20 protein-coding genes are annotated in these 19,836 nt (G+C 59.4%); 3 read left to right on the forward strand and 17 right to left on the reverse strand.

Annotated elements, in window-relative coordinates:
* Positions 1–11 precede the first annotated feature (11 nt).
* The 8 genes from M2401_RS09785 to M2401_RS09820 form a co-directional block, all read right to left on the reverse strand.
* The gene (locus tag M2401_RS09785) at positions 12–1,421 is read right to left on the reverse strand and encodes a circularly permuted type 2 ATP-grasp protein (protein WP_259102114.1); all 1,410 of its coding nucleotides are present in this window, start codon (positions 1,419–1,421) and stop codon (positions 12–14) included.
* Between the two features lie 427 nt (positions 1,422–1,848).
* A complete protein-coding gene (locus M2401_RS09790) occupies positions 1,849–2,220 on the reverse strand; it encodes a ribonuclease E inhibitor RraB (protein ID WP_259102116.1) in 372 nt (123 codons plus the stop codon).
* Between the two features lie 208 nt (positions 2,221–2,428).
* Positions 2,429–2,665: a hypothetical protein gene (locus M2401_RS09795; RefSeq protein WP_259102119.1), complete on the reverse strand. Its 237-nt coding sequence runs from the start codon at positions 2,663–2,665 to the stop codon at positions 2,429–2,431.
* A 263-nt stretch (positions 2,666–2,928) separates the two neighbouring features.
* Positions 2,929–5,025, reverse strand: a complete 2,097-nt coding sequence (locus tag M2401_RS09800; RefSeq protein ID WP_259102121.1) for an LTA synthase family protein — start codon at positions 5,023–5,025, stop codon at positions 2,929–2,931.
* Between the two features lie 366 nt (positions 5,026–5,391).
* Complete coding sequence (speE, locus tag M2401_RS09805) at positions 5,392–6,252, reverse strand: polyamine aminopropyltransferase (protein ID WP_259102122.1); 861 nt, start codon at positions 6,250–6,252, stop codon at positions 5,392–5,394.
* 225 nt (positions 6,253–6,477) lie between these two features.
* On the reverse strand, positions 6,478–6,669 hold the full coding sequence (locus M2401_RS09810; RefSeq protein WP_259102125.1) for a PLDc N-terminal domain-containing protein: 192 nt from the start codon (positions 6,667–6,669) through the stop codon (positions 6,478–6,480).
* Positions 6,670–6,742: 73 nt separating this feature from the next.
* Entirely contained in the window at positions 6,743–7,273 is a 531-nt protein-coding gene (locus M2401_RS09815) for a hypothetical protein (protein WP_259102127.1), read from the reverse strand.
* 66 nt (positions 7,274–7,339) lie between these two features.
* A complete protein-coding gene (locus M2401_RS09820) occupies positions 7,340–7,873 on the reverse strand; it encodes an ankyrin repeat domain-containing protein (RefSeq protein ID WP_259102131.1) in 534 nt (177 codons plus the stop codon).
* A 369-nt stretch (positions 7,874–8,242) separates the two neighbouring features.
* Between M2401_RS09820 and M2401_RS09825 the strand changes: the two genes are divergently transcribed.
* On the forward strand, positions 8,243–8,521 hold the full coding sequence (locus tag M2401_RS09825; RefSeq protein ID WP_259102134.1) for a DUF3509 domain-containing protein: 279 nt from the start codon (positions 8,243–8,245) through the stop codon (positions 8,519–8,521).
* A 107-nt stretch (positions 8,522–8,628) separates the two neighbouring features.
* On the opposite strand, the gene M2401_RS09830 is transcribed toward M2401_RS09825, so the two are convergent.
* From M2401_RS09830 to aroC, 6 genes are all read right to left on the reverse strand, one after another.
* Positions 8,629–9,351: a LuxR family transcriptional regulator gene (locus M2401_RS09830; protein WP_259102137.1), complete on the reverse strand. Its 723-nt coding sequence runs from the start codon at positions 9,349–9,351 to the stop codon at positions 8,629–8,631.
* 549 nt (positions 9,352–9,900) lie between these two features.
* Entirely contained in the window at positions 9,901–10,584 is a 684-nt protein-coding gene (gene mtnC / locus M2401_RS09835; protein WP_259102140.1) for an acireductone synthase, read from the reverse strand.
* 29 nt (positions 10,585–10,613) lie between these two features.
* On the reverse strand, positions 10,614–11,159 hold the full coding sequence (locus M2401_RS09840; protein WP_259102142.1) for an acireductone dioxygenase: 546 nt from the start codon (positions 11,157–11,159) through the stop codon (positions 10,614–10,616).
* Positions 11,160–11,189: 30 nt separating this feature from the next.
* A complete protein-coding gene (locus M2401_RS09845) occupies positions 11,190–11,804 on the reverse strand; it encodes a methylthioribulose 1-phosphate dehydratase (RefSeq protein ID WP_259102144.1) in 615 nt (204 codons plus the stop codon).
* Positions 11,801–12,964: an MFS transporter gene (locus tag M2401_RS09850; protein ID WP_259102147.1), complete on the reverse strand. Its 1,164-nt coding sequence runs from the start codon at positions 12,962–12,964 to the stop codon at positions 11,801–11,803. The genes M2401_RS09845 and M2401_RS09850 overlap by 4 nt, the downstream gene beginning before the upstream one ends.
* A 36-nt stretch (positions 12,965–13,000) precedes the next feature.
* Complete coding sequence (gene aroC / locus M2401_RS09855) at positions 13,001–14,092, reverse strand: chorismate synthase (protein ID WP_259102149.1); 1,092 nt, start codon at positions 14,090–14,092, stop codon at positions 13,001–13,003.
* A 136-nt stretch (positions 14,093–14,228) separates the two neighbouring features.
* Between aroC and M2401_RS09860 the strand changes: the two genes are divergently transcribed.
* Both M2401_RS09860 and M2401_RS09865 read left to right on the forward strand, forming a co-directional pair.
* Positions 14,229–15,188, forward strand: coding sequence for an alpha/beta hydrolase (locus M2401_RS09860; RefSeq protein WP_259102152.1), 960 nt, complete (start codon positions 14,229–14,231; stop codon positions 15,186–15,188).
* A gap of 115 nt (positions 15,189–15,303) precedes the next feature.
* Positions 15,304–16,101, forward strand: a complete 798-nt coding sequence (locus tag M2401_RS09865) for a hypothetical protein (RefSeq protein WP_259102154.1) — start codon at positions 15,304–15,306, stop codon at positions 16,099–16,101.
* A 156-nt stretch (positions 16,102–16,257) separates the two neighbouring features.
* Here the strand turns inward: M2401_RS09865 and M2401_RS09870 are convergent, their stop codons facing one another.
* Genes M2401_RS09870 through M2401_RS09880 form a run of 3 tightly spaced genes read right to left on the reverse strand, consistent with a single transcriptional unit; the run spans position 16,258 to position 19,706 of the window.
* Positions 16,258–17,853, reverse strand: coding sequence for a gamma-glutamyltransferase family protein (locus M2401_RS09870; protein ID WP_259102157.1), 1,596 nt, complete (start codon positions 17,851–17,853; stop codon positions 16,258–16,260).
* Positions 17,854–17,877: 24 nt separating this feature from the next.
* Entirely contained in the window at positions 17,878–18,762 is an 885-nt protein-coding gene (locus tag M2401_RS09875; RefSeq protein WP_259102159.1) for an ABC transporter permease, read from the reverse strand.
* Entirely contained in the window at positions 18,762–19,706 is a 945-nt protein-coding gene (locus M2401_RS09880; RefSeq protein WP_259102162.1) for an ABC transporter permease, read from the reverse strand. Before M2401_RS09880 ends, M2401_RS09875 begins: the two co-directional genes overlap by 1 nt.
* Positions 19,707–19,836: the final 130 nt, after the last annotated feature.

A 19,836-nucleotide genomic window follows, 5' to 3' on the forward strand; every position in this document is an offset into this window, starting at 1 on the left:
GGCAGGCATCCTTAATCCTCGACCACCCAGGTGTCCTTGGTTCCGCCACCCTGCGACGAGTTCACCACCAGCGAGCCTTCGCGCAATGCAACGCGGGTCAGGCCGCCGGGCACGACGCGGGTTTCGCGGCCGGAAAGAACGAATGGGCGCAGATCGATGTGTCGCGGGGCGATGCCGTTCTCGACAAAGGTCGGACAGGTCGACAGGGACAATGTGGGTTGCGCGATATAAGCGTGTGGCTTGGCTTTGAGGCGAGCGCGGAAAGACTCGATTTCCGCCGCCGTGGCCGCAGGTCCCACCAGCATTCCGTAACCGCCGGAGCCCTGGGTTTCCTTGACCACCAGATCACCCAGGTTGGCCAGTACATGGGACAACTCTTCGGGCTTGCGGCACTGCCAGGTCGGTACGTTCTTGAGGATCGGCTCTTCATCCAGATAGAAACGGATCATGTCCGTGACATAGGGATAAACCGACTTGTCATCGGCGACACCAGTGCCGATGGCGTTGGCCAGCACGACATTGCCGGAACGGTAGGACGACAACAGGCCGGGCACGCCCAGCATCGAATCCGGGTTGAACGCCAGGGGATCGAGGAAAGCGTCATCCAGACGGCGGTAGATCACGTCGACAGCCTTGGGGCCATCGGTAGTGCGCATGAAAACGCGATCGTCACGTACGAACAGGTCGGCGCCTTCCACCAGTTCCACGCCCATCTCCCGTGCCAGGAAGGCATGTTCGAAGAACGCACTGTTGAAGCGACCGGGCGTCAGCACCACCACGCTCGGATTATCCAGATGGCTTGAGCTTTTCAGGGTATCGAGCAGCAGGCTTGGATAATGGTCGATAGGGGCAATGCGTTGCGCGGAGAACAGCTCGGGGAACAGACGCATCATCATCTTGCGGTCTTCGAGCATGTAGCTCACGCCGCTGGGGGTACGCAGGTTGTCTTCGAGCACGTAATACGTGCCGTCGCCATCGCGTACCAGGTCGACACCGGAGATATGAGAGTAAAGATCACGATGCAGGTTCAAGCCCTGCATTGCCAACTGATACTGCTCGTTAGCCAACACCTGCTCGGCGGGAATGATCCCGGCCTTGATGATGCGTTGGTCGTGATACAGGTCGGCGAGAAACATGTTCAGCGCCTTGACGCGCTGGATGCAGCCTCGTTCGACGATCCGCCATTCGCTGGCGGGGATGCTGCGCGGGATCGTGTCAAAGGGGATCAGGCGCTCGGTGCCCTGTTCGTCACCATAGAGCGTGAACGTGATCCCGGCGCGGTGGAACAGCAAGTCGGCTTCACGCCGGCGTTGAGCCAGCAATTCAGGAGGCGTGTCACCCAGCCAGCGGGCGAACTCCCGATAATGCGGACGGACCAGGCCGCCTGCATCGTACATCTCATCATAAAAGGTGCGGATCATGCCGTACTCCTTGTCACCACGGACACCAAGAGCCTTCGCAAGGCCCGTGCCATCGGCATAAACGCTTATTTATCAATTGGTTAGATATAAAACAAACGAACAACGCACCATTCCTGTGCAATATCCGCCCTCACCAATTCTCCTACGCTTCATTCGGAAGCGTTCTTCATCATGAAATCTATCACCAGCATAGCCAGAGTTGATTTCCCGAGGAGACATTTGTTTCCGGATAATCCCCGGCAACCGAGCAAACACGAGTGTCAGCCGCAGCCACGCGAAGATTTTTCGAAAAGACAACAGCGTTTGCGATGACCGGATTTATTATTGGACTTCCCTTTGGGCCACTCTCTTGAGTGGCTTTTTTTTGCGCACGACATTTCAAAACAATAAAAAAACGGCCAGCCCTGTGAGGGGCTGACCGCCGCTTTTAACACGAGTAACGCGGAGTCATATTTGCAAGGCGTTGCTCAGCTGACACTTCCTGGACCACTCCCCAGCCCTCCACCTCGCCATCGAGCGGGGTGATGACCATCTGGAAGTCCTGTTCGAAATCCCCAATGCCATCGTAGGTGGCATGCATGACTTTACTCAGCTGCATATGCCATGCGCCGTCATCACCGGGGTTGATCTGGGTATTCAAGGATTCTCCACGAAACTGCTCTGCTGCCTGCCGGGCCCGCTCCTCATTCGGGAAAGTGGCATAGAACTCGATGGGATGGATACGTGCGAAATCGAAACCGCTCTCTTTCATGCGGCGCAGTACGTGACCGCTGATGTCATCTTGATAGGCTGTGCTCATGAAACGTCCTCCTATGCAACGATAGATAGAGTTTCAACGCTCCCGAACGCAACAGATACTCTGCCGCGAAGGAGTCAAGCATGAAGCGGACAAGCCCGGGCAGTGTGCCCGGCGTAGACATGGACGAGTCCGGCAAAGGAATTGACCGGACTCATTTGCAGAGTAACCCCAACTTCGGCGTTCTGCCAATGGGCTTTTTGCTGGTCGTTCAGGGCGCTTCGGCGATCGAGATAATCTTGACGCTGTTCTGCTCATCCAACGACTTGACCGTGGGTTCTGCGGTGCGTCCCTCAAGATCGTTGAGATCCAGTTCCGAGGTCACCGGGTACAGATATTTTCGCAGGATACGGGCAGCCTCCTCCTCGGTTGGCCGCTGCTCGGCGGGGTGATCGTAATTGCGTTGTTCGCCATCTTTATCCTGATACGAAATGATCCACTGCTTCATGATGTCTCCTCAGCTCGGCCGGGAAAACGGCTTACCTGATTCGGACATGAGCGCGCGGGCATTCGTTCAAAAAACCACCTGAGCATGCAGGGCTCGTGGGAGCCGCCTTGGTGGCGATCGAGTGCGAAGCGCTCGCAATGACGTCGGTGGCTGATCCACCGTTATCGCCAGCCAGCCGGCTCCCACACAAAAACTCGTTCATCAACTCATTGCAAAAAAAAGGGCGCCATCACTGGCGCCCTCTCTTGTTCCGAACAAAACCGTTACTGGCCCTTGTTCTTGCTCGGCGCTACACCCGCCGTGTTATCAAGCAGGCTCTTGGTCGCGGTCTGCAGGAAGCTTTCCAGCTTCAGGCGCAATGCGTCCATGTCAGGCACATCCTTGAGTTCTTCGGCGTGCTGATTGCCACCCAGGGTGTAAGTCAGGACCTTCGGATCCATGCCTTTGGGCTCGATCAGGATACGGTCACCGGTAATCAGGGCGACGGTCTGCTCGCTGCCCGACGGCTTGATCACACCGAAGCCCTTGTCCCCTTCCGGCAGGTTGAGCAGGTCATGGCCCCAGCACTGGGTACGTGTCTCACCACCCAGACGGCCCATGATGGTCGGCACGATATCGATCTGCGTGCCCACGGTGTGGCTGCGCTGGCCGAATTTCTGCTGGATGCCCGGTGCGATGATCAGCATCGGCACGTTGAAGCGGCCCAGATCCATTTCGGTCAGTTGCGTGTTATTGCCGAAGCCATGGTCGCCGACGATGACGAAGATGGTGTCCTTGAAGTACGGTTCTTTCTTGGCCTTCTCGAAGAACTGGCCCAGCGCCCAGTCCGAATAACGCATGGCGGTCAGGTGCTCATCCAGCGTCCCCTGCCCCTTGACGCGTTCCACCGGCAGGTTCTCCGGCAAGGCATAAGGCGTGTGGTTGGACAGGGTCTGCAACAGGGCATAGAACGGCTTGCCGGTTGCTTCGCGAGCCTTCAGTTCCTGGTTGCCACGGTCGAACATGTCCTGGTCGGAAACACCCCAGGTCGGATCGGAGAACACCGGATTGACGAAGTCGTTGCGGCCGATGAAGGTGGTCATGCCCTGGTTGCTGAAGAAGCCCGACTGGTTGTCCCAGGCGAAGTCGCCGTTGTAGACATACACATCGTCATAGTTGCGCGCACTGAGCAGCGCCGGCAGGCCGGACAGCTTGTGGGCGCCTTCCGGGGTCTGCATCAGGTATTCGAAGCCCGGCAGGTTGGGGAAGCAACCCATGGTGGCGAACATACCCTGGTGGGTATGGGTGCCGTTGGAGAAGAAACGGTCAAACAGCAGGCCTTCCTGGGAAAGCTTGTCGAAGTACGGCGTGATATTGGTCTTGGCGCCCAGAGCCCCTACCGAGTGACCGGCGAAGCTTTCCATCAGGATCACCACCACGTTTTTCACGGGTAGCGTATTGGCAGCAGGCGGCGTGAAATCACGGCGAATGGCGGCGATGTCAGAATCGACCAGCTTGTCATTGGCCGTCAGCAGCATATCGCGCACGGTCTGCTGCGCCAGGGGCTGCGGTACGGTGGCCTTCCAGATATTGTCGCGATCTTCGGATCCCAGGCTTTTTGCCGCTTCGATCAGCGACAACGTGCCATTGAGGCCCATCTGGTTGGCGAAATTGGAGTCCGTAGTGTAGGCATCCCCCCAACGCAGCGGAGGACCTTGGCGCAGCGTGCCGCGGGCAGCAACGACGGCGATGGCGACGCAGACCAGTAGAATGGCGATGCGTTTGTACCAGGGGGCAACCGAACGATTGCTGTTGGCACCAATGCTGAATTCGCGACGCGGCCGGGTCATACGGTCAACGCCCTTGAACACCAGGCTCAGCAGCCAGGTCACCAGCGCCCAGGCGATCAGGTAGCGGGCCACCGGGAAGCCGTACCAGAGCATGCTCATGACGGTCTTGGGGTCTTCCTTGATGTACTGGAAGACCAGGCCGTTGAGGCGCTGGTGGAATTCACGGTAGAAATCCATTTCCATCAGGCCCAGGAACAGCGTGATGCTCGCTCCCAGCGTCAGCCAGAAACGGAACAGCCCACGCCAGCGCATGACCCTGGCACTGAGCAGAGCCAGCAGCAACGGCGCGATCAGGTAGACCGTCAGGCGCAGGTCGAAACGCAGGCCATTGCCGAACGCCTCGAAAAAGGTCGAAGCCGGGGTCTGACCGATCATTTCCCGGTTGTAGACCAGCAGCGCCAGCCGCAGCAGGCTGTACATCACCATTAGCACCAGACCGCTGATCAGCGTGTAGGCCAGATGCGATTTGACGGTGGGTTGAAGCGCGCGCGCGGAGGCGGGCTTATGACTCAGGGCGTCCGTTTGGGCCATGTCGTTCTAGGATCCGTTGGATTCAGGTTGAAGTTCAAAATTACCGGTGCAGCCGGTTGCGACAAGAGAGTCAGCCGCCGATGAGGGGGCAAATGTTACGTCATTGCCCCAGCTTGTGACCGACAGGCAGCACACATGGCGCGCAAGCCTGAAAGCTAACGCCTCTCAATGCAAGGGCCTACACCGTTGGCAGGCAAAATTTCATCGAGGATTTTCGAGGCGGCAGAGTGAAAATTCTGTCGTACGCGGGTTGTGGCGTTGTAACGGAGCATCGACAAAGCCGGAGATTGTGTAAGCAGTTGTGTTCAACACCGCAAAAATGCGCTCGCCCGGGCATTTTCGACTATGCCCGGGCGCTTCACATACTCAGTCGTTGCTTGGCTTGTTCACAGCCTGGAGCACGTATTGCGGCAGAGCGAAGGCGCCGATATGCACTTCCGGGTTGTAGTAACGGGTGATGATGCCGCTGCCAGCGAAGCGCTGGCGCAGGGTGTCCAGGGGCAACTTGCGATAGTCGCTGTTGGTCGCACCCCAGGCGAAGGTCATGGCGCCGCCGATATAGGTCGGAATCGCCGCCTGGTAGAAATGCCAGTCGGCAAACAGGCCACGCATGCGCCCGGCCGTGGTCTGCACGCCGCTGAGCTGCATGAACGGCGTACCGTTCTGGGTCACCAGGATGCCGCCTTCGTTCAGGCAGCGATGGCAGGCCTGATAGAAGTTCTCGGAAAACAGCACTTCGCCCGGACCGATCGGGTCGGTGGAGTCAGAAATGATGACGTCGAATTTCTCTTCAGTGGTGGCGACAAAGCGCATGCCGTCGTCGATCACCAGGTTCAGACGCGGGTCTTCGAATGCGCCCTTGGAGTGCTCCGGCAGGAACTCCTTGCACATCTCGACCACAGTGGCGTCGATCTCGACCATGGTGATGTGCTCGACACTGCGATGCTTGGCCACTTCACGCAGCATGCCGCCGTCGCCGCCACCGATGATCAGCACGCGCTTGGCTGCGCCATGGGCCAGGATCGGCACATGGGTGAGCATCTCGTGGTAGATGAACTCGTCGGCTTCGGTGGTCTGGATCACGCCGTCCAGCGCCATGACCCGGCCCATGCGCGGGTTCTGGAAGATCACCAGATGCTGGTGTTCGGTACGCACTTCGTGAAGCATTTTTTCCATGCGAAAACGCTGGCCATAACCTTCGTACAACGTTTCTTGATAATCGCTCATGGGTTGAGTCCCTTAATGCTGATGGCAGGACGGTGAGCCGCCCCATAAGAAAGGCGCGCATTCTACGTCGCTAATCATGACAGGTCGAACCTGCGCTCGCTTAGACCGCCTGGAAGATCGGATTTGGAATGAAATTCTGCAGGAGCTGCCGAAGGCGTATGTTGGCCGAAAAAACAAAAACGCCCGACTGCACAGGCAATCAGGCGTTGGTGAAACAGGCAGGCGTCAGATCCGCACATTACCCCGCGGGCCAAGGATCGCCCAGAGGATCAGGCCCAGCACGGGCAAGAGCACAATCAGCAGGACCCAGAGGATTTTCATCCCGGTCTCGGCGCCACTTTTTAACACGTTGATAATGGCCCAGATATCCAGGGCCAGAATGATCAGTCCAACCAATCCATTAAAGCCGGAACCCATGGTAATACTCCAGATGATAAGTGCACCTTCCTAGGATAGCTGCACTTCGCAAGGGTTCCGTACTATCAACCACTTAAACGTGAACGGCCACACGCAGAGCTTCCAGGGACGGGGCTGCGGCAATGCCGACTGCCGCACACAACTCCAGGACCCGGGCCTGATCGTTGCCGTAGACCAGTACGGCCTGCAACTCGTCATCCAGGGGCTGGCTGAGGTTCATCAGCACGTAGCCGCCCATTTCCTTGTTCATGCTGCCCAACTGAATCTGGATGCGGTTCAGTGCGGTCAACGGCTCGGTCTTGGCCAGTTGCTTGGGCTTGATATTGAACTCGACGCCCGGGCCGAACGAGGCGACGATCTGGGCGAACAGGTCCATATAGGTGTCGGCCTGGAACAATACCGTCTCGGGCAGACTGCCGATCACCACCCACTCCCCAAGGGGAATCGGAAAGCTGTCGTCGTAATTGATATCCGGGTTGGCCGCGAGGAACGCCTGCGGATCGGCATAAGCCTGGGCAGCTTCGTCGGCGATTTGCGCAATTTCTGCGTCGCCCATGCACCCCGAACTGATTTTGCTGATTAATTCGTTGAGTTGGTCTTTCATGGGCGTTCCCGGTCGGTCAAAAAACAAGGCGCGCAGGATAACGGGAAATCCTGCGCACCTCTATCTTCATGCCGATACCAGCTGGCGCAACTGCTCGGCGGTCTCGGCGGCGCCCATGGCCAGGGCCGCTGCCATGGGTGTCACACCCTTGGCATCAGTGGCACGAGGATCGGCACCCTGCCCGATCAGGTAGTCAACAATGGCCGTGCGATTGAACATCGCCGCCATCATCAACGCCGTGCGGCCGTCGAGGGAAGCGCCTTCAACACTGGCACCGCCTTCGACCAGCAGCCTGACCACCTCCAGATCGCCCTTGAAGGCCGCGCCAGCAATCGGGCTCTGACCATTGTCGTTGCGGATTTCCGGGTCGGCGTGGTGCTTGAGCAAGACCTGCACAGTCTCCTGCTGGCCGTGATAACTGGCCAGCATCAACAGGGTATCGCCCTTGTGATTGCGCAAGTCAGGGTTCAATCCCTTCTCCAGCAGCTTGTCGAGCAGCTCGGCATTGCCCTGCCGGGCAAGATCAAACACCTGCTCGGCGAACTCCAGGGCTTCATCGTCGGACATCCGCGTGGACTCGCCGGGCTTTTGCTCTGACATGGGATAACTCCTTGAACCTGCTGATTTGAATATGTGGCCAGTCTCCCGGAGCGCCCGCGCCAGGGTCAAGCTATGGGCTCGATTACAAAATTTGTCGTGGCCTCGACCACTGGTCCGACGCATCCTGCTGGCCCGGGATAAAACCCCAGGATGACAGTCTTAAGTCGGTAAACCCTTGCACAATCCCCTCTCCCAAACCGCAAAATGCAGGATGCCCGACAGGCATTCATGCAAAATGCACGACACGGTTTTTTTCAAAAAATCATAAGCCATTGATAAATAAAGATTAAATATCATTTCAAATAGTGGCACAGAGGCTGCACTAGTCATTCCAAGCTTGTTATCCCATGAGCAATGGAGCCGCTGGACATGACTTTTATCCAAGAAAAATTCGCTTCCGTATTCTCCGAATTCGACGTCACTACCCAGGCCCGTCCCGACGGTGGTGTGCTGCTGTCCCTGCGTAACCGCGAAGGCAAGCAGACGCGTCGCTGCATCTCCTACGCCCAATTGCACACACCGGTGCAACTGGAGTGGGTAATCAGCGCCATTCGCCGCGACCTCGCCGCCCAGGCGAGTGAACTGCCCGCCATTTCCATGCTGCAAAGCCAACACCGTTTTGATCTGCCGACATACCACACCCGCTGATTGCGCGGGCTAGCTGTAGCATCACCTGACTCACGTTTGCTGATTCACTCTCATACCCTTTATTGACCGCGATTGCCCCTTGGCTCTCGCGGTCTTTTTTATTGCCCTTATCTGATAATCCCCTGCCCCAGTGCTTCACCCACCGCCTGAGCACGGTTGCTGACGCCGAGCTTGTTGTAGATGGCCTTGAGGTGATACTTGATGGTGGACTCGGAGACTTCGCGTATGCGGGCAATCTCCCAGGAGGTCTTGCCTTCCCGCGCCCATTGCAGAATCTCCACTTCCCTGTCCGTCAGCCCGCGCGTTCTGAAACGCACGCCCCGCCCCGCCATGTGCAAGACCGGCACCATACTGGCGACCAGGTATCGATCCGAAACCGACAGCGCACGCTTGATACCGTTGAGCGAACACACCGAAATAATCCCGTGCCCCCCACGACACTGACTTTTATAGCCGTAGGAAAGACCGGGCATCAACTCGCAGTCGATCACCGCATCGTTGAGGTCGTCGCTGGCCGGATAATGTCGATGGGCTTCAGACCAATCCAGGAAGCCTTGGCGTTCGCGGTAACATTTGATGACAGGATCATCTTTCAACATGCGTCCACGCTGATAGAGTTGCCCCCAGCGACCGTCAACGTTGGACGTCACGAATGTCAGTAATGAAGTCCCCTTGAACTGGTAGAACATCGCGCGCTCACAGTCGCATTGCTGCCTTAACCAACCCAGGGCGTTTTCAATGGCTCGCTGGCCATCAAGTTCTGTAATACTGCTGACCATTTTTTGTATAAGTAAATCCATGGTGGAATTGACCGGTATGGCACTTCGCATAGTGACCTGCTCCTTATTCAACCCCCGCGCACAACGGCCTGGTTATCTGCATAACGGCGAGGGCTGATGAAGCGAAACTTACACGAATAAAAACGTTTAAAACCCGAGGTCAAAACAAACAGGATTTACTGACAAATATGAAAGGCGCGTCCTACTTTTAAACAGGACATCACTTACAAGCGTCTGATTGATTTATATTTGAAAGATAGATATGGCGATGGAGATCAACACATCCGTTTGCAGAAGCGGCCGAACGCGGAACAAGCAAACGAGTTGAAATGCCAGGTGAGAGTCGGCTTGGTGATTGTAGGAGCCGCCTTGGTGGCGCAACACGCCGGTGACTGCTCCGACGCCATCGCCAGAACATTGTGGGAGCGAATTCATTCGCGAAAGCCTGATTCCAGGCAACAAATATCGATCGGATGTACCGGCCTCTTCGCGAATGAATTCGCTCCCACTTGATTCCCACAGGATTTGCCCTCGCCCCTGCCAAGGGTTGGCTGCGCGACAGCGCCGCATGAAATACGGCACTGAGATACGGGCCCGTTATCAGAACGTGTTCAAATCGATCTCGGCAAAACTGCTCACGCAAGGATGCCCGGCCAGCTCGCCGCCATCTCGCGTCAGCCCGCAGGTCGCCATGCCGGCAGCCCGGGCGGCATCCAGTTCTTCGACGATATCCGAGAGAAACAGCGTCTCCCGTGGCGGATAGTTGATCGCCTCGCTGATGGACCGGTAGGACTTCACTTCGCGCTTGGGCCCGGAGGTGGTGTCGAAATAGCCGCTGAACAACGGCGACAGATCACCCGCTTCGGAGCAGCCGAAGATCAGCCGCTGGGCCTGGATCGAGCCCGACGAATACACGTACAGCTCATAGCCTTGCTGATGCCAGCGTTTGAGCGCCTCGACCGCGTCCGGGTAGACATGGCCCTTGAGCTGCCCGGCCTGATAGCCCTGTTCCCAGACCATGCCCTGCAACGCTTTGAGCGGCGTAGCCTTGCGGTCTTCGGCGATCCATTGCAGGAGAATCTCGATCACCCGTTCGAGATCGGCCAAGGGTTCGCCACTGTCCAGGCGTATGGCGCGCAACTGCACTTGCACTTCTTCGCGCTCGACATGCTGGCGCAGGAAGTCCGGCAGATGCCGGGCCGCAAAGGGAAACAGCACATCAAAGACGAAGCTCACCGCACTGGTGGTGCCTTCGATATCCGTCAGGACCGCTTTTATCGCCATATCAGTTCAGGTTCCTGTAGCAGCTCAATTCAGTCTTCAAGACGGGGAAAACGGCTGGCAATGGACTCGCCGGTAAAATTGGCGACCCAGCCTTCCGGGTTGTTGAACAGGCGGATCGCGACGAAATGCGGGTGTTCACCCATGTCGAACCAGTGGCGAGTACCAGCCGGGACCGAGATCAGATCGTTCTTTTCGCAGAGTACGGCATAGACGTGATCGTCGATATGCAGAGTAAACAACCCACGCCCGGCAACGAAAAATCTTACTTCGTCCTCGCCATGGCGATGTTCATCGAGAAACTTGGCACGCAACTCGGCTTTCTGCGGATGATCACTGTTGAGGCTGATCACGTCCACGGTGACATAACCGCGCTCGGTCATCAGCGTGTCGATCTGCTCGCGGTAGGCGGCGATCACTTCTTCCTGGCTGGCGCCAGGGGTGATCGGCGTAGCCGCCTGCCAGCGATCAAAGCCCACGCCATGCTCGGCCAGGGTCGAAACGATGTCTTCAAGGTGGGTCAGGACCTTGTTCGGCTGCTCAGGACTGGATTCGTGATAAACGGACAGGCTGCTCATGGCACGGCTTCCTCGATCGGTTAAAAGCTATCAACGGTTTAATACGGCGCGAGCCTTGAGCTCACACTCGAACAGAAATTCAAAGGCTTCGATCTGACGCAAGGCATCGCTCATCTTCGCACCCCAGGTATAGAGGCCATGACCGCGAATCAGATACCCGGCGCAATCGGCATGGGCATCAAGCCAGGGCTGTACCTTGCTGGCCAGGCGGGCGATATCCTGGTCATTGTCGAAGATCGGCACGACCACCCGGGACTCGTGGGTCTGCACGCCACTGAAAGCCTTTTGCAGCTCGTAGTCCTCGAAGACCAGGTGATCGGCCTCGGTCAGGCGCGATAATACGGTGGCGTTGACCGAGTGGGTATGCAATACCGCACCGACTTGCGGGCGGCACTGATACAGCTGGGTGTGGAGCAGGGTTTCCGCTGATGGCTTCTTGCCCGGCTCCAGGCTGTTGCCATTCAGGTCAGTGGCCAGCACATCGTCCAGGCCCAACTGGCCCTTGTGTTTGCCCGATACGGTGAGCAGCACTTCGGTCGCCGACAGGCGCGCCGAATAGTTGCTGCTGGTGGCAGGCGACCAGCCACGGCCGTACAGGAAGCGCCCGGCATCGATGATTTCCTGGCTCAATTGTTCGCGGGTCATACGCCCTCCTCTTTCATTCGTGTGGCAATCAGGATCGCGGCGGCCATGGCCGCGATGCTGGCGATACTGAAGGTCCAGGCCGGGCCCAGAGTGTTCCAGCTGTAACCGGCGTACAACGCCCCCAGTGCACCGCCGGTCCCGGACAGCGCGGCATACAGCGCCTGGCCCTGGCCTTGCTGTTGCGGGCCGAAGGTACGTTGCACGAAATGAATGGCAGACGCGTGAAAGCTGCCAAACGTCGCGGCGTGCAGGATCTGGGCGAAAATCAGCACCGGCAGGTATTCTGCTTCGCTGCCCAGCAGCCACCAGCGTATGCCGGCCAGGCAGAAACTGACCATCAGCACCCGGCGCACCGAGAACCGTTGCAACAGGCGGCTCATGATCAGAAACATCAGCACTTCCGCCACCACGCCCACTGCCCATAGCTGGCCGATAACGCCACGGCTGTAACCGAGATGCTCAAGGTGCAGAGTCAGGAAGGTGTAGTACGGCCCGTGGCTGAACTGCATCAGCGCCACACACAGGTAGAACACCCAGACGCCTGACTGCCCCAGTTGCGTGAGAAAACCACCCGCTGCCGCCGGTCGAGTCGAAGTGGCGGGCGGTGCGCTCGGCACCCACCAACTGCTGAGCATGATCCCGGCCAGGATCACCATCAAACCCTGGGGGTACAGGTCCAGACTGTAGCTTTCGAACAACCGGCCCAGGCCGACGACAGCGAGAATGAAGCCAATCGAGCCCCACAGGCGAATCTGGCTGTAGCGCGACACCTGGCCTTGCAGGTGCGACAGGGTGATGACTTCGAACTGCGGCAACACGGCATGCCAGAAAAACGCATGCAGGGCCATGACCATCGCCAGCCAGGCATAGCTCTTGTCGAACAGAATCAGGGAAAAGCTCAGCAGCGCACAGACAGCGCCGAAACGCACGATAGCCAGGCGCCGCCCGGTGTAGTCACCCAGCCAGCCCCAGATATTCGGTGCGATGCAGCGCATCAGCATGGGAATCGCCACCAGTTCGCCGATTCGCGCACTGGCAAAGCCCAAGTGGTGGAAGTACAGCGCCAGGAACGGCGCAGTCGACCCCAACAGGGCGAAATAGAACAGGTAGAAACCGGACAGCCGCCAATAAGGAAGCTGCCCCGTGGGCGATGGCGTCACCTCAGGAAACCGTGCCGGTGGTGACGCCACTGGCCATCAGAGTTGCCCCAGCACCGGCGTGGTCACCCGCACATCGGCATTCTGCCCGCGATGACGCAACAGATGGTCGAGCAGCACGATGGCCATCATCGCCTCGGCGATAGGCGTGGCACGGATACCCACGCACGGGTCGTGACGACCCTTGGTGATGACGTCAACCGGGTTGCCATGCACGTCGATGGACTGCCCCGGCGTGGTGATGCTGGACGTCGGCTTGAGAGCCAGATGGGCGACGATAGGCTGACCGGAAGAAATGCCGCCGAGGATGCCGCCGGCATTGTTCGACAGGAAGCCTTCAGGGGTCAGTTCGTCGCGATGCTCGGTGCCACGCTGGGCGACACTGGCGAAACCGGCGCCGATCTCCACGCCCTTGACCGCATTGATGCTCATCAGGGCATGGGCCAGTTCGGCATCCAGGCGATCAAAGATCGGCTCGCCCAGACCCGGCATGACGCCTTCGGCCACCACTGTGATCTTCGCCCCGACCGAATCCTGATCGCGACGCAACTGGTCCATATAGGCTTCCAGTTCCGGCACCTTGTCCGGGTCCGGGCAGAAAAATGCGTTCTGCTCTACCGAATCCCAGGTCTTGAACGGAATCTCGATGGGCCCCAGCTGACTCATGTAACCACGCACCTGAATGCCCAGGGTCGCCAGGTATTTCTTGGCAATGGCGCCTGCGGCCACGCGCATGGCGGTTTCCCGCGCCGAGCTGCGGCCACCGCCACGGTAGTCACGCACACCGTACTTCTGGTGGTAGGTGTAATCGGCGTGGGCCGGGCGGAACAGGTCCTGGATCGCCGAGTAATCCTTGGATTTCTGATCGGTATTGCGGATCAGCAGGCCGATGGAGGTGCCGGTGGTCTTGCCCTCGAAGACGCCGGAGAGGATTTCCACCTCGTCGGCTTCCTGGCGCTGGGTGGTATGACGGCTGGTGCCGGGCTTGCGTCGATCCAGGTCGATCTGCAGGTCCTGCAGCGACAGCTCAAGGCCCGGCGGGCAGCCGTCAACGATAGCAACCAGTGCCGGACCATGGCTTTCGCCGGCAGTGGTGACAGTGAACAGCTTGCCGTAGGTATTGCCGGACATGCAGGAGGCTCCGAGAAATCAGCGAGATCGATAAAAACAAGCCGACAAGTATACGCGGGCTTATCATCGACTTCACCCTCGAACCTTATGCGTTGCGCCGCGTCCAATCGGCACTCCCGCAAATAGTGGCCTTACGATGTTACGCATGCTTGCCCTGCTCCTCCCTTTATTAGTCACTGGCCTGGCCCAGGCGGCCCCGGTCGTGCTGCAACGGCCGATCAGCCTGGACACCGGCAGCGGCGAGCTGTTCGGCACCCTGCTGCTGCCGCAATCGAGCAAACCGGTGCCGGTGGTATTGATCATCGCCGGCTCCGGCCCCACCGACCGCGACGGCAACAACCCCGATGGCGGGCGCAACGACAATCTGCGCCGCCTGGCCGTGATGCTGGCCAGCAATAACATCGCCAGCGTGCGCTACGACAAGCGCGGCGTGGCCGCCAGTCACCCCGCCACCCCGGATGAGCGCAACCTGAGCTTCGACCACTACGTCGCTGACGCGGTGGCCTGGAGCCAGAAACTCAAGACCGACCCGCGCCTGGGCCCGCTGATCCTGCTGGGTCATAGCGAAGGCGCATTGGTGGCGACCCTGGCGGCAGAAAAAAGCGGCGCGGCGGCGGTAATTTCCGTGGCGGGCACCGGTCGTCCGGTGGATCAGGTCCTGCGCGAGCAGCTCAAGGAGCGCATGCCGCCGCCGTTGCTGCAACGCAGTGAACAATTGCTGAGCAGCCTCAAGGCGGGCAAGACCGACGACAATGTCCCGGACGAATTGCAGGTGCTGTTCCGCCCCAGTGTGCAGCCGTACCTGATCTCGCTGTTTCGCCAGGACCCGGCGGCCGCGTTCGGCCAACTGCGCGTCCCGGCACTGATCATTCAGGGCCGCAACGATATTCAAGTCGGCGTGCAGGACGCCGAACTGTTGCACAGGGCCAATCCCAAGGCCGAACTGGCGCTGATCGACGGCATGAACCATGTCATGCGTATCGTGCCCGATGACATCAAACAGCAACTGGCCTCCTATAAGAATCCGGATCTACCCTTGGCCAGCCAGTTGTCCGAGCGGATCCTGCGCTTTATCGGTGCGTTGCCGGCGGCCTGAGCAAAGTTTTTGACGCCAGCAAAACCTGCGCGCCCTTCAGATTCCGCCAACGTGGCCGATAATGGGGAACTGGCATCGTGTTTGCTCCGTAATGCCTTGGACAGGATCGTCGTTAATGACTGAAGCAAATCCCATGACCGAAACCGCCGAAGCCGAAGCCACACCCGAAGTAGAAGCCACCCCCAAGCTGTGGGACGACGTGCAGCCCGAGATTTTCCAGATGCTGCGCCTGGCGCCCTTGCAGACGGATCGGGCCACCGGTGGCCGACCGCTGCGTTTCGTCCAGTTCGGCAAGGCCGAGCGCCATAGCAAGGAAACCAGCCTGCTGCGCATGAATATCCAGCTGCCGGGCCAGCGCGTGCGCCGCGAACAGAACACCCTGGATGTGTGGGTCGATCATGTCACCCGTATTGTCAGCTTTGGCCCCGCCTCCGGTATCCAGATCGAACCCTGGAACCGTGGTATCGGCCGTTTCCTCATTGCCCAGGCCATCCACTGGACGCAAAAGCGTTGGGCCACCTATCGCATCGAAGGCTTTGACCTGGCGAGCAAGGACGGCCTCAACGAAGACACCCGCCTGCGCCGCGACCACTTCCTGCGCACCCGTGGTTTTGAGGTCGGCTATGCCGATGCCCAGCACCTTAAAGGCAGCGTCAAGGAAGTCCAGGTTGGCAATCTGAACAACACCTGGAACAACGACAAGGTGCAAATCATCGAAATTCTCGAAGCCTCGCAGATGCTCGAGAAAGCCGAACAGAACATGAAGGAACAGGAAGTCCAGATTCGCCAGCATGAAGAAAAGGTCGGCAAGTACAAGCGCGAAGACAGCAGCCTGCGCTTTACCATCGCTTGCCTGGTGACCTTTGCGGTGTTCCAGGCCGGGTTATTGATCTGGATTGCGACGCATCGCTGATTGATTTCTGGATGACACAGCTGCCAGAAATGGAATGACATTGTGGGAGCCGGCTTGCTGGCGATTGCGTCAGTTCAGTCACTGACGCTATTACGAGCGCTGCGCACTCGATCGCCACCAAGGCGGCTCCCACAAATTGTGATACGTCCAGTTAGATCAGTAAGCCGCCACCAACCCATCCTTGCGCGGATCGGTCCCGCCGACATAGCCATGGGCGGTGCGCTGAATGATCTGCGCGCCGCCAAAGGCAAACACCCCGCTCGGCTCTTCTATATCGACGTCGTGCCCCTTGGCTCGCAGTTCTTCCACCACCAGCCGGTCAAACGAGCGCTCCACCGCGACTTTCAGCCCGGCTTCGAGCCTCCAGCGTGGTGCATCGGCGGCGGCTTGCGGATTCTGCTTGTAGCGCAGGATGCGCATCATCATCTGCAAGTGCCCCTGAGCCTGCATCGGCCCGCCCATCAACCCAAACGACATCAATGGCGTGCCGTCGGCATTCATCACGAAGCCAGGAATGATGGTGTGGAAAGGCCGCTTGCCCGGCGCAACGACGTTCACATGCGCGGGATCAAGGCTGAAACCGGCACCGCGGTTCTGCAGGCTGATCCCCGTGCCGGGCACGACAACACCGGAACCAAAGCCCATATAGTTGGACTGAATGAACGAGACCATCATGCCGCTCTCGTCCGCCGCTGACAGATACACCGTGCCGCCCGCTTTCGGTGAGCCGTGGCCGGGGTTGGCGGCCTGCTCGGTGACCAGCGCGGCCCGTTCCTTCAGGTAGGTCGGGTCGAGCAACTGTTCGGAGCGCAAACGCATGTGGTCATTGTCTGCCACGTGTTCGTTGAGGTCGGCCAGGGCCAGCTTCATCGCTTCGAGGACCGGATGAACCGTGGCGATACTGTCTACCGGATACTCACCGACACCCAGCGCCTCAAGCATGGTCAGGCCGGACAGCGTGGCAATGCCCTGGCCGTTGGGCGGCAGTTCGTGCACTACGGCGCCAGCATAGGGCACCGACAGGGTCTCGATCCAGTCGACGCTGTGGCTGGCCAGATCCGCAAGACTCATCACGCTGCCGTTGGCATTGGCGTGGGCGATGATGGCCTGGGCCAGTTCGCCACGGTAGAACGACTCGCCCTTGGTCTCGGCGATCGATTGCAGGGTCTTGGCGTGATCGGTGAGCTTGATCTTCTCGCCCGCCTTCGGCGCCTTGCCCCCCGGCAGGAAGCATTCGGCAAAGCCCGGTTGATCCTTGAGCAGCCCGGCACCACGGCGCCACAGTTCGGCGATGATCGGCGTGACCTGATAACCGTCGCGGGCATAACCGATGGCAGGCTCGGCCAGCGTGGCAAACGGCAACTTGCCGTAGCGCTCGGACAACGCGACCCACGCCGATACCGCGCCGGGCACTGTCACGGCGCCCCAACCACGCTGCGGCATTTCTTTCTGGCCGTCGAAAAATGCCGGTGTCCAGCCCTGTGGCGAGCGACCGGATGCATTCAGACCCTGCAACTTTTTGCCGTCCCAGACGATAGCGAACGCATCGCTGCCGATACCGCAACCGGTCGGCTCGACCACCGTCAGCACCATGGCCGCTGCAATGGCCGCGTCGACGGCGTTGCCGCCCTTGCGCAGCATGTCCAGGCCGGCCTGTGCCGCCAATGGCTGCGAGCAGGCGACCATGTTGTTGCCCATCACCGGCGAGCGGGCGGACGCGTAGGGTTGGCTGTAATCCAGATCATCGAACATGAAAGAGCTCTCTTTGGGCAGTGATCAGCTTTTAGGGTCCAGGGCGTCACGCAAACCGTCGCCCAGGAGGTTGAAACACAGGACTGTGATGTAGATCGCCACACCCGGCGCAATCGACATCCACGGTGCCTGCTCCATGAAATTCTTCGCGGTATTGAGCATCGAGCCCCAGGACGGTGAAGGCGGCTGCTGGCCCAGGCCGAGGAACGACAGGCTGGCTTCGGCAAGAATGGCCGAGGCAATGGTCAGGGTCGCCTGTACCACCAACGGCGACATCACGTTGGGCAGCACGTAGCGCAGGATGATCCAGCGATCCGGCAAGCCAATGGCCCGGGCGCCTTCCAGATAATCCTCATGGCGGATTGCCAGGACCTGGCCACGGGTCAGCCGGGAAAAGATCGGCATGGCCGACAGACCGATGGCAATCATGGCGTTGGTCAGGCTCGGCCCGAGGAACGCGCCCAGAGCGATTGCCAGCACCAGGAACGGACAGGACAGCAGCGCTTCCATGATCCGCGAAATGATCGCGTCCAGTTTGCCGCCGAAGTAACCGGCGATCAGGCCCAGGGGCACGCCGATAACCATGGCGATGGCCACCGAAACGCCCCCGGCCAGCAACGAGCTGCGCGCGCCCCACAGCAGGCGGGAAAACAGGTCGCGACCCAGTTCGTCAGTGCCCAGCCAGTACATCAGCGACGGCGCCTTGCGCACCGCGAGGAAATTGGCCTTGAGCGGGTCGTAAGGGGCAATCCACGGCGCCAGCAGCGCGGCCAGGATGAATACCAGCAACACCCCTGTGCCAATCACCGCGCCTTTATTGGCGAGGAACTTGCGCACGAACGGTGAACGCGTACGGGGTTTCAGGGCGATATCCGTTGCCCTTGCCGCCAGCGGAGCGATCGAAGTCATCAGGCAGTCCTCAGGCGCGGGTTGATCATGCGGTAGAGCACATCGGCCAGCAGATTCAGGAGCAAGAAGCCGATGGCGACACACAGCACCACGCCCTGCACCACGGCGTAGTCGCGGTTGAACACGGCATCGACAATCATCTTGCCGAAGCCGGGAATGCTAAAGACCTGCTCGGTCAGCACGGCGCCGCCCAGCAATTCGCCAAACAGCAGAGTGGTCAGGGTGACGATGGGCATCAACGCATTGCGCAGCGCATGCTTGAGAATCACCGTGCGCGGGAACAGGCCCTTGGCTCGGGCCGTGCGCACGTAATCGGCGCGCAGCACCTCGAGCATGGCGCTGCGGGTGTGACGCATTAGCACCCCGGACAGTCCAGCACCAAGCACAAAAGCAGGCAGCACCAGGGTTTTAAGGTTTTGTCCGATGTCCTCAGCAAGAGGCACGAAGCCCGACGCCGGTAACCATTGCAGCTTCACGGCAAAAATCATGATCAGCAGAATGCCCAGCCAGAAGTGCGGGATCGAGATGCCGGACAACGCCACCACATTGGCCCCGTAATCCACCGCCGTGCCTTTGCGCACGGCGGAAATCACCCCGGTAGGAATTCCGATCAGCAACGCAATGATCAAGGCCAGTACCGCCAGCTCGATGGTCACCGGCAGCTTGGAGGCGAGCAGCGTGGTCACCGGCTGTTCGGTACGCAGCGAAGTGCCGAAGTCGCCTTGCAGCACGTTGCCGACCCAATGGATGTACTGCAGCGGCACCGGATCATTGAGCCGGTATTTGTCCCGCAGGTATTCCATAACCGCCGGGTCGCGCTCCTCCCCCGCCATTGCCAGCACCGGGTCACCCGGCAGCAGTTTCTGCAGGGTGAAGACGAACAGCGAGACCAGGATCAGCGTGGGGATGGCGCTGAACAGGCGTCTGAAGATGAAGGTCAGCATGCGCATACCTCTACCGATGTGGGAGCGAGGCTTGCCCGCGAAGGCGTCAAGTCAGACGACGGATATGTCGTCCGATAAACCGGTTCGCGGGCAAGCCACGCTCCCACAAGGTCCCAATGCGGGGTACAAA

It is taken from the genome of Pseudomonas sp. JUb42 (assembly GCF_024807945.1).
Lineage (GTDB): Bacteria > Pseudomonadota > Gammaproteobacteria > Pseudomonadales > Pseudomonadaceae > Aquipseudomonas.